11 protein-coding genes are annotated in these 9,193 nt (G+C 73.9%); 1 reads left to right on the top strand and 10 read right to left on the bottom strand.

The features are described 5' to 3' along the window. The 7 genes from ACWDX9_RS18320 to pqqA form a co-directional block, all read right to left on the bottom strand. Positions 1-583: AfsR/SARP family transcriptional regulator (locus ACWDX9_RS18320; protein ID WP_449955092.1), on the bottom strand; the 583-nt coding region annotated here is incomplete at its 3' end. A gap of 38 nt (positions 584-621) precedes the next feature. Further along, on the bottom strand, positions 622-1,008 hold the full coding sequence (locus tag ACWDX9_RS18315) for a hypothetical protein (protein ID WP_449955089.1): 387 nt from the start codon (positions 1,006-1,008) through the stop codon (positions 622-624). Positions 1,009-1,103: 95 nt separating this feature from the next. Further along, positions 1,104-2,153, bottom strand: coding sequence for a pyrroloquinoline quinone biosynthesis protein PqqE (gene pqqE, locus ACWDX9_RS18310; protein ID WP_449955086.1), 1,050 nt, complete (start codon positions 2,151-2,153; stop codon positions 1,104-1,106). Then, positions 2,150-2,389: a pyrroloquinoline quinone biosynthesis peptide chaperone PqqD gene (pqqD, locus tag ACWDX9_RS18305; RefSeq protein ID WP_364244944.1), complete on the bottom strand. Its 240-nt coding sequence runs from the start codon at positions 2,387-2,389 to the stop codon at positions 2,150-2,152. Before pqqD ends, pqqE begins: the two co-directional genes overlap by 4 nt. Then, complete coding sequence (pqqC, locus tag ACWDX9_RS18300) at positions 2,386-3,057, bottom strand: pyrroloquinoline-quinone synthase PqqC (RefSeq protein ID WP_449955083.1); 672 nt, start codon at positions 3,055-3,057, stop codon at positions 2,386-2,388. The genes pqqD and pqqC overlap by 4 nt, the downstream gene beginning before the upstream one ends. Then, complete coding sequence (gene pqqB / locus ACWDX9_RS18295) at positions 3,054-3,863, bottom strand: pyrroloquinoline quinone biosynthesis protein PqqB (protein ID WP_449955081.1); 810 nt, start codon at positions 3,861-3,863, stop codon at positions 3,054-3,056. Before pqqB ends, pqqC begins: the two co-directional genes overlap by 4 nt. Positions 3,864-3,875: 12 nt before the next feature. Next, positions 3,876-4,031, bottom strand: a complete 156-nt coding sequence (pqqA, locus tag ACWDX9_RS18290; RefSeq protein ID WP_225963807.1) for a pyrroloquinoline quinone precursor peptide PqqA — start codon at positions 4,029-4,031, stop codon at positions 3,876-3,878. 305 nt (positions 4,032-4,336) lie between these two features. Here pqqA and ACWDX9_RS18285 point away from each other — a divergent pair, with 305 nt between their 5' ends. Continuing rightward, positions 4,337-5,392: a Glu/Leu/Phe/Val dehydrogenase dimerization domain-containing protein gene (locus tag ACWDX9_RS18285; RefSeq protein WP_449955078.1), complete on the top strand. Its 1,056-nt coding sequence runs from the start codon at positions 4,337-4,339 to the stop codon at positions 5,390-5,392. A gap of 40 nt (positions 5,393-5,432) precedes the next feature. Here ACWDX9_RS18285 and ACWDX9_RS18280 read toward each other — a convergent pair whose 3' ends face one another. Genes ACWDX9_RS18280 through ACWDX9_RS18270 form a run of 3 tightly spaced genes read right to left on the bottom strand, consistent with a single transcriptional unit; the run spans position 5,433 to position 9,158 of the window. Next, complete coding sequence (locus ACWDX9_RS18280; protein ID WP_449955074.1) at positions 5,433-6,416, bottom strand: aldo/keto reductase; 984 nt, start codon at positions 6,414-6,416, stop codon at positions 5,433-5,435. Between the two features lie 49 nt (positions 6,417-6,465). After that, the gene (locus ACWDX9_RS18275; RefSeq protein WP_350723338.1) at positions 6,466-7,125 is read right to left on the bottom strand and encodes a response regulator transcription factor; all 660 of its coding nucleotides are present in this window, start codon (positions 7,123-7,125) and stop codon (positions 6,466-6,468) included. After that, positions 7,122-9,158, bottom strand: a complete 2,037-nt coding sequence (locus ACWDX9_RS18270; RefSeq protein WP_449955071.1) for a sensor histidine kinase — start codon at positions 9,156-9,158, stop codon at positions 7,122-7,124. Before ACWDX9_RS18270 ends, ACWDX9_RS18275 begins: the two co-directional genes overlap by 4 nt. Positions 9,159-9,193 lie beyond the last annotated feature (35 nt).

Genomic DNA, 9,193 nt, shown 5'->3' with positions numbered 1-9,193 from the left:
GAGGTCCAGGCGGCCCTCCACCAGGTGGCCGGCCAGGTGCCTGAGCGTGTCGATCCGGCGGTTGGTCAGGCCCACGCCGGTCAGGTCCGTCTCCAATGTACTCCCGGTCCAGGGCGACGAAGACCGGCCGGGCACGGACCGCGGGCGGGATCCCCGCGGCCACGGCCCCCTGCCACAACCCCAGCGCCCGCACATAGTGGTCCACCGCTTCGGCGGGCCGATCCTCGGCGGCGGCCGCGCGGGCCCGCGCCACCTGTTCCCGGAACAGGAGAAGGTCCGCGCCGGCCGCGTCCACCGCGAGCCGGTAACCGCCCGCCGCGGGCAGCAGCCACCGGCCCGCCTCCCGCGCCGGCAGCCCCGGCTCCAGCGCCCGGCGCAGCCTTCCCACGTTCCGATGCAGCACGTTGAGCGCGGTGGGCGGCGGGTCCTGCCCCCACAGGCCGTCGACCAGGTCATCGACGCCGACGGGCTGTCCCGCGGCGGCCAGCAGCAGGGCCAGGAAGGCACGTTGCTGCGGCCCGCCCAGCCGGACCTCGCGCTCCTCCCGCAGCACGCGCACCGGGCCCAGCAGCGTGAACCACATCCGCTCGGTCAGGAGAGGTCACCGCCTTTCTCCGCCTATCAGGTGCAGATCGCGTTGACCTTGTCCAGAGCGGTCTTCATGTTGGTCCGCACCTCCTGCAGTTCGGCCAGGGCCGCGTCCTTGTCGGAGGGGTCGATCTGGGCGTTGGTGAAGGTGTCGGCCATGCCGTTCAGGGCCGTCGCGAGCTCGCCTTCGGCCTTCCCCGCGAGTTCCTTGACCTTGGCGCCGATGTCGGCGTTCAGCTTGTTCATGCTCGCGGCGTCGCCGGCCGCGGATTGCGCCTGCGTCGTGTAGTCCTCATAGAGCTTGAACGTCTCGGTGCACACTTCGGCGTTCCCGCCGCCACCGCAGGCGCTCGCGGCCCCGGAGAGGGCGATGCAGGCCGCGGCGGCGGCGAGACCTCGGCGGAGAGGGGTGCGGAACATGGGTGCCTTCCTCGGTCGGCGGCAAAGGTGAATGACGCCGACCGTAGGGCGCGGTCGTCCACGGCGGATTGACGCCGCGCATACGCGGAGGGCTCCTAGCGCGCCGGCCGCCTGTAGGTGAACGTGCCCTCCGCCGTCAGCTCCGTGACGAGGTGGTGGTCGGGGGAGAGCCCGCAGGCCGGATCGGTACGGCTCGCGTCGCCGGTCAGCGCGTACGCCTGGCAGCGGCAGCCGCCGAAGTCGAGCGTCTTGCGCGGGCAGCTCGCGCACGGCTCGCGCATCCAGCCGGTGCCCCGGTAGGCGTTGAAGGCGGGCGAGTGCTCCCAGATCCAGTCGAGCGAGTGATCGCGGGCGTTGGGGAGGTCCAGCGGCAGGTCGTACGCCGCCGGGCAGGGCAGCACGCGGCCGTCGGGCGCGACGGTGATCGAGATCGCGCCCCAGCCGCCCATGCAGGGTTTGGGCACGCCGTCGAAATAGTCAGGGATCACCCAGATCAGCTCAACACCTGTTTTTTCCCGATATTTCTGGACTACTGCCTCGGCGCGGGCGAGCTGCTCCCTGGTCGGCAGCAGCGCGGACCTGTTGAGCAGCCCCCACCCGTAGAACTGGGTGTTGGCCAGCTCGATGCGCTCCACGCCCCACGCCAGCCCGAGCTCGATGATCTCGCCGACGGCGTCCAGGTTGGCCCGGTGCAGGACCACGTTGAGCCCGAGCGGCAGCCCGCTCGCGACCACCGCCGCGGCGGCCCGCTCCTTCTTCGCGAACGACGCGACCCCGGCGATCCGGTCCGACTCCGGCGCCGTGGCCGACTGGACCGACAGCTGCACGCTGCGCAACCCCGCCGCCGCGAGCTCGCCCGTCCTGCGCCCGCTCAGCCCGACGCCGCTGGTGACCAGCTGCGTGTAGACGCCCGCGCGGTCGGCCGCCGCCACGATCTCCGCCAGGTCGGGTCTGAGCAGCGGCTCGCCGCCGGACAGATGCGCGTGCACGACGCCCAGCGCCGCCGCCTCGCCGAATATCCGCCGCCACTCGCCGGTGTCCAGCTCGCTCGACCTGGTCGCCAGCTCGGTCGGGTTCGAGCAGTACGGGCAGCGCAGCGGGCACGCGTGCGTGAGCTCGGCCAGCATGGCCCAGGGGGCGCTCACCGGAGCCAGCCCTCGGCCCGGACCCGTTCGAGGAACTCCACGACGTCGGGCTCCGCGCCCTCGGGCAGTTCGGCGACGATGTCCGCCACGGTCCGCGCGCCGTCGCACAGGGCGACGATGGCCGCGGCCTCCGCGTTGAGCACGACGATCCGCTCGGGCACGATCAGCAGGTCCGCCCCGCGTACGGGGTCGTGGCGGAGCATGGCCGCGCGGGACAGCACCGGACGCCAGGTCATCGGTACGCCCCGTCCACGGCGTCGAGCAAGGACCACAGGAGGTCGCACTTGTAGGCGAGCGCCGCGACGGCCTTCTCCTGATCGGCGCGCGTCCGCGCCCAGTCGAGCACCAGGGCCAGGGCCTCGCCGCTGTCCTGGCGGCCCTGGGAGACGCGTACCTGGAAATATCGCAGTCCGTCCGGATCTATCCACTGGTAGTGCCGTTCGAAGGCGGCGATCCTCGTACGCATGAGGTCCGGGGCGAACAGCTCGGTCAGCGACGCCGCGACGGCCTCCAGCGCAGAGCCGTTGCGGCACAGGTTCACGTAGCCGTCGACGGCCAGCCGCACGCCGGGCAGCACGCCCTCGCCCGACAGCAGCAGCGACCGCTCCAGCCCGGCCGCCTCGCCCAGGCGCAGCCACCGCTCGATGCCGCCCTCGCCGGGCGCGGCGCCGTCGTGGTCCTGGATCCTGCGCAACCACATCCTGCGCAGCTCGGGCGTGGTCAGCTTGGCGAGCACGAACGCGTCCTTGACCGGGATGTGCCGCTGGTAGTGGAAGCGGTTGAGTATCCAGCCCCGCAGCTCGTCCCGGCTCAGCTCACCCGCGTGCATGCGCTGGTTGAACGGGTGCAGGTGGTGGTAACGCTTCTCCGGTACGGCGCGCAGCTCGGCCTCGAAGCCGTTCAAAGGTCGATCACCATCCCGTCGGCGGCCACCTCGATCCCCAGCTCGCCGAGCACCTCGTGCTGCTCGGCCGCCGGGTCCACGAGGGGGTTGGTGTTGTTGAGGTGGGTGTACAGGCGGCGGCCGGGCAGCTTGGAGAGCCGTTCCATGGTCGCCTCGATCGGCAGGTGGCCCATCTGGGTGGCGGTCCTGGCGGAGATCCCGGTACGGCGGGGCTCCTCGTCGTCCCAGAACGTGCCGTCCACGATCACGCACGCGGCCTGCCGGAACGCCTCGTCCAGCTCGTCCGGCCACACTCCCATGGCGGGGGCGTACACCAGCGGCCCGAGGCGCAGCGCCGACACCCAGCCCGTGGCCTCGGGGGAGCCCGCGGCGTACCGGGGGCGCTTGCCCGACACCGGGATGGTGGCGGCGTCGGCCCAGGTCAGCTGGAGGTAGGGGCGCAGGAGCTCGGCGAAGGGCCGCAGCGCGTCCCGTACGACCGGGGTGGAGCGCACCTCCAGCGTGTCGGCCTCCCTGAGCCTGAGCAGGCCGATCGTGTGGTCGAGCTCGGCGTCGGTGAGGATCACGCCCTTCAGTGGCGACTCGCGGGGGCCCGGCCCCGGGCGCAGCCACGCGCACGACTCGATCTGCTCGGCGATGTCGGGCGTGGCGTTGACCACGTAAGCGCCGTCGTCGAGCTGGACGGCCAGGCTGGCGTGACGTCGGCGGCGGCCCGGATGGGCGCGCGCCCCGGAGCAGCCGGGGCACGCGCAGTTCCACTGGGGCACGCCGCCACCGGCCGCGGTGCCGAGCACCTGCAGTCGCATGGCGGCGCCCGGTTACCGGGTGGCCAGGAAGTACGCGGTCATCTCCATCGATGCCTCGACGACCTGGTAGTCGGGCTTGTGCCAGGTCGTCTCCTCGCCGCGGGTCCTGACCTTCTTCTCGTGGATCCTGCGAGGCTGCTTCTTGCCCTGCTCTTTCGGCTGGGACATATGCGTACCTGCCTTCCGTAGGGTGTTACAACCGATATGACCCTGTGAGATGGCGGACGTCAATGCCTTAGATCGGAGCTATATCGCCGATTTCCGGAAACTTTCCGGGCATGGGCGTGTCCGACGGGATCGTTCATCCGATGTCTCGCCATTCGGTCGGTGAAGCCGCCCGATCGCCAAACGAAGTTCGTCTCGTTCGCGCGGTCGCGCCGATTTCCGGCCGTTCGTTCGGGCCGAGGGGCATGCGCCCCGGCGGATGGCGGACGCTTGAGCCCTGATGCCGCTCGACCGGAGGGACCGGAGCCGTGCCCGAACTCGACCACGAACACGTCACCATCCGCACCGGCCCGCGCTCCGGACTGCCGGTGATCGTCGCCGTCCACTCGACGGCGCTCGGCCAGGCGGTCGGCGGATGCCGCGTCTGGCGCTACGCCGACTGGCGCGACGGGCTCGCCGACGCGCTGCGCCTGTCGGCCGGCATGACCGCCAAGTGCGCCGTGGCCGGGCTGGCCAACGGCGGCGGCAAGACCGTCGTCGCCGTGCCCGAGGGCACCGAGCTGGATCCGGTGCTGCGCCGCAAGGTGCTGGAGGACGTGGCGGACGCCGTCGCGTCCCTGGACGGCACGTACGCGACCGGCCCCGACGTCGGGACGAGCCCCGAGGACATGGCGGTCATCGGCGAACGTACCGCCCATGTCTTCTGCCGGCCGGTGGAGCGGGGCGGCAGCGGCGACTCCTCGCCGGCCACCGCGCTCGGCACGCTGGCGGCCCTGCGCGCCGTGCGCCACCGCCTCCACGGCACCTCAGCCCTCAAGGGCGCGCGCGTGTCGCTGGTGGGACTCGGCAGCGTGGGCCTCCGCGTGGCCGGCCTGCTCGCCGAGGAGGGAACCGAACTCCTGGTCAGCGACATCGACCCCGCCAAGCGGGCCCCGGCCCGCGAGCTCGGCGCGACCTGGACCTCGCCCGGGGAGGCCCTCACCGCCGAGGTCGACATCCTCGTCCCGGCCGCGCTCGGCGGCATCCTCACCGGGGACGTCGTACCGGAGCTGCGCTGCGCCGCCATCGCCGGGCCCGCCAACAACCAGCTCGCCGCCGAGCCCGTCGCCGACCTGCTACACGAGCGCGGCATCGTCTGGGTGCCGGACTACGTCGTCAGCGCGGGCGGCGCCGTCAACGCGCTCGCCGTGGAACTGCGTCACGAGAGCCCCGAGGAGGCCCGCGTACGCGTCGAGGCCATCGAGCACACCGTCACCGAGCTGCTCCACGAGGCCGAACACCGGAACGTCACCCCCGCCCGGGCCGCGACGGACCTGGCCCGCCGCCGCCTCGACGCCGCGCGGGCGGGACGGCCTGCCGGATGAGCCGAGGGCCGGCGAGCCCTGAGCGACCGGCCGCGTGGGGTCACTGCCAGGTCAGCGAGCCCCGGGTCGCCCAGTAGGTCTCGGGTTTCTCGGCCAGGGCAGCGAGCCGTTCGTCCAGGTCCGGGTCCCAGGCGACGTGGACCGCGGCGAGATTGCTGTGGAGCTGCTCCACCGACGCGGCCCCGCTCAGCACCACGCCGGCCCACGGCCTGGCCAGGATCGCGGCCAGGGCCAGAGCGTCCGGGGTGAGGCCGCGCTCCCGGGCGGCGCGGGCGAGCGCGTCCGGGGCGGCGTGGGAGGTCAGGCGGCCGTTGGCCACGCCCTCCTTGACGATCACCCCCAGACCGGCGCGATGGGCCCGGTCCAGGGCCGGGCCGGCGGACGGTTCGAGCAGGTTCCAGGTCGCCTGGACCGTGTCGAACACGCCGAGCCCGACCGCCCGGTCGATGGTGTCCGCCTGACGCGGCCCGGTCGTGGACAGGCCGACCGACACGCCGGAGGCGCGCAGCTCGCGCAACCCGGCGAGGACGTCCCGGTCGTCGAGCACGCCGCTCTCCAGGGTGGCCGAGTGGATCTGGTACAGCGACAGGTGCTCGCCCAGCAGCTCCCGCGTCTCGTCGAGCTGCCGTCGCAGCTGCCCGGCGGACAGCTCTTTCACCTCGTGCCGGTCGGCCTGCATCCGCCAGTCGCCGACGTAGGCGTACCCCCACTTCGACCCCACGGTCACCGCCCCGGGTGCGATGGCGCGCTCGCGCAGCCAGCCGCCGAGGAACTCCTCCGCCCGGCCGTAGGAGCGGGCCACGTCGAAGTACCGCACCCCGGCCGCCAGCGCAGCGTCCAGGACCGCCCAGCTCCGGGCCCGCATCGCGCCGACGCTGCGATCATCGCCGAGGTCCTCCTCCCGGCCGAGCGTGATGTACGCCGGCCGGCCCAGCGCGGCCAGCCCGATCCCCACGGGTGTCACCCGCAGCCCCGTGTGGCCCAGCTCACGCACACCCATCCCGTCCCAGCTCTCCGCAGTCATGCCGCCAGTTGACCACACGCCCGGGATCGGCTGCCGACGGGCGGGGTGATCAGCCGCCCGTGCCCAGGCCCGCGTCCCTGGCCCGGGCGACGGCTTCGGCGCGGTCGGCGACCTGCAGCTTGGTGAAGACGTTGGACACGTGGTTGCGGACCGTCTTGTCCGACAGGAACAGCCGCTTGGCGATGGCGGCGTTCGTCAGCCCGCGGGCCACGAGATCGAGCACCTCGCGCTCGCGTTCGGTCAGCTCGGGGAAGGGCATGGTCGCGGCCCGGCCGCCGGAGGCGAACCACGACAGCACCCGCCCCGCGATCGCCGCGCTGAAGACCACCTCGCCGCTGCCGACGGCCCGCAGCGCCCGCGCGATCTCCTGCCGGTCGGCGCCCTTGACGAGATAGCCGCGCGCGCCCGCCCGCATCGCCGCGAACACCGAGTCGTCGCCGTCCAGCATCGTCAGGACCAGCACCGCGATCTCCGGGCGGTGCCGGACGATCTCACGGGTGGCGTCGATGCCGTTGAGCGCCGGGCCGCCGTCGCGCGCGGGCAGGTTGAGGTCCATCACCACGATGTCCGGCGTCAGCTCGGCGGCGAGCCGGACGGCTTCGTGCCCGTCGGGCGCCTCCCCGACCACCTCGACGTCCGGCAGCGCCTCCAGGGCGGTGATGAGTCCCTCCCGGTAGAGCGGATGGTCATCGACGACGAGCACCCTCACGCGGGCACCTCCTCGGTCAGCTCGATCTCGCCGCGCGTATGCAGCGGCAGGCGGGCCTCGACGCGGGTTCCGGCGCCGCCGGTCCCGGCGCCGATGGTCAGGTCACCGCCGAGTTCGCGCGCCCTGGCCCGCATGGACGCCACCCCCATGCCCGGCACGGGCGCCGGCGGCATGCCGCGGCCGTCGTCCTCGACCACGACCCGCAGGTCGTCCGCCTCGCGCCGCAGCTCGACCCGGGCCGTGGCCGCGCCCGCGTGGCGGGTGGTGTTGGTCAGGGCCTCGGCCACCATGCGGTACGCGGCGACCTCGACGGCGGCCGGCGCCGGCTCCAGGGGTTCGGCGATCTCGACGTCGATCCGCAGGCGCGCGCCGGCGAACCGGCCGGCCAGCTCGCGCACGGCCGACGGCAGGCCGAGATCGTCGAGGGCGGGCGGGCGCAGGCCGTGCACGATCCCGCGGACGTCGTCCACCGCCCCGCGCAGCCGCGGCACCACCTTGTCCAGCAGCCGCGTCGCCGCCGCCCGGTCCTCGCCGATCAGGTCGCGGGCGGTCTCGGCCTGCAGCGCCGCCGCGGCCAGCAGGGGGCCGAAGCCGTCGTGCAGCTCCCGGTAGAGCCGCCGCCGCTCCTCCTCCCGCGCGGTGACGAGCTGCTTGCGCGAGCGCACCAGGTCCCGCGTCAGGGCGACCGTGTGCACGGCCACCCCGGCGGACGCGGCGAGGGAGGCCAGCAGCCTGCGCTCGGCCCGGCTCAGCCCGTCGGCGCGGTGGCCGACCAGCATGGTGCCGACGTCGGCACCGCCGTAACGCAGGGGGAGGCGTTCGGTCTCCGCCACGGGGCTCCCGTGCGCGACGCGCTCGCCGTCCGCCAGCTCGATCGCCACGTACGGCAGGCGCATCGTCGAGGCCACCGTGCGGGTCATCTCGGGCAGCAGCTCGGCGCCGACCACGTCCGCGTCGCGGGCGGCGTCCAGGCGCCGGGCGATGCCGGCCAGCACCGCGTACGGGTCCTCGCTCCGGCCGTGCACCAGCCGGTTGACCCGGCCCCGCAGCAGCCCCTCCAGCGGGCGGCCGGCCAGCGCCACCACCGCCACGGCGACCAGCGGCGCGCCGGTCGAGCGCCCGAGCAGGCCGCTCAGGACGTCCACCAGCGCGGTGTAACCGACCAGGGCGCACAGCAGGAGCAGGGTGTAGCGCAGCGACCGGCTGACGACCACGTCGACGTCCCACAGCCCGTACCGCATGGCCGCCACCAGGCACCCGAGCGGCAGCGGCAGCATCGCCGCCGCGGTCACCACCGGGCCGAGCGGGAACCCCAGCCCGAACAGCACCACCGTGGCCGCGAACCCGAGCCCGATCCACTTGAGCTGCTGCCGCTGCGACAGGCCGCCCTCGCTCCACCTGAGCCACAGGCACACGAGCGCGAACGCCAGCGCGGCCGCCGGAACCGCGTTCACCGCCAGCCCCAGCCACGGCGGCAGCCGGTCCACGCCGACGGGGTTGCGCAGGTAGGTGCCGATCAGGCTGGGCGCGTCCACGGTGTAGCCGGTTCTCGCCGCGTCCACGCTCGCCGCCAGCACGCCGGCCGCCGCCAGCCACATCGCCGGGCGCCAGCCACGTCCCAGAAGGCGCCCGTCGGGCAGCAGCAGCGGCAGCACCAGGGCGATGAGGGCGAACCCGGTGCGCCACGTCCAGTTTCCGACCCACAGCGCGGCCTCGGCGCCCGGCAGCGGGTGCCCGATCGCCAGCGCGTGCACGGCGTACTGGGGGCCGGCGAAGCTGATCGCCTGGAGGAGGCCGATCGCCAGCAGCAGCCAGCCGATGACGAGCCGCGGGCGCGCGCCGGCGAGCCAGGCGCCCATCAGGCCGTACGAGCAGGCGGCCGTCGCGCTCATCGGCCACCACGCCATGAGATCCGGGTTGCCGGGCGTCTGCCCGTCGGCGACGTGCAGCACGATGCCGGCCGCGGTGAGGCCCAGCGTGAGGGCCGCGCCGGCGGCGGCGCCCGCTTTGGCCTGCCTGTCGCGTGGTGACACGGCGCCATTGTGCCCGCCGCGCGTGCGCAGGTCAC

This window comes from Nonomuraea sp. NPDC003201 (genome assembly GCF_053590415.1).
The sequence above is the reverse complement of the archived record's forward strand: the minus strand, read 5'-3'. Positions and strand labels throughout refer to the sequence as shown.

What these genes read in the sequence shown, in the direction of transcription:
- ACWDX9_RS18315 (WP_449955089.1), bottom strand. Translation starts at nt 1,008, where the DNA reads ATGTTCCGCACCCCTCTCCGCCGAGGTCTCGCCGCCGCCGCGGCCTGC.
- pqqD (WP_364244944.1), bottom strand. Translation starts at nt 2,389, where the DNA reads ATGACCTGGCGTCCGGTGCTGTCCCGCGCGGCCATGCTCCGCCACGAC.
- pqqB (WP_449955081.1), bottom strand. Translation starts at nt 3,863, where the DNA reads ATGCGACTGCAGGTGCTCGGCACCGCGGCCGGTGGCGGCGTGCCCCAG.
- pqqA (WP_225963807.1), bottom strand. Translation starts at nt 4,031, where the DNA reads ATGTCCCAGCCGAAAGAGCAGGGCAAGAAGCAGCCTCGCAGGATCCAC.
- ACWDX9_RS18280 (WP_449955074.1), bottom strand. Translation starts at nt 6,416, where the DNA reads ATGACTGCGGAGAGCTGGGACGGGATGGGTGTGCGTGAGCTGGGCCAC.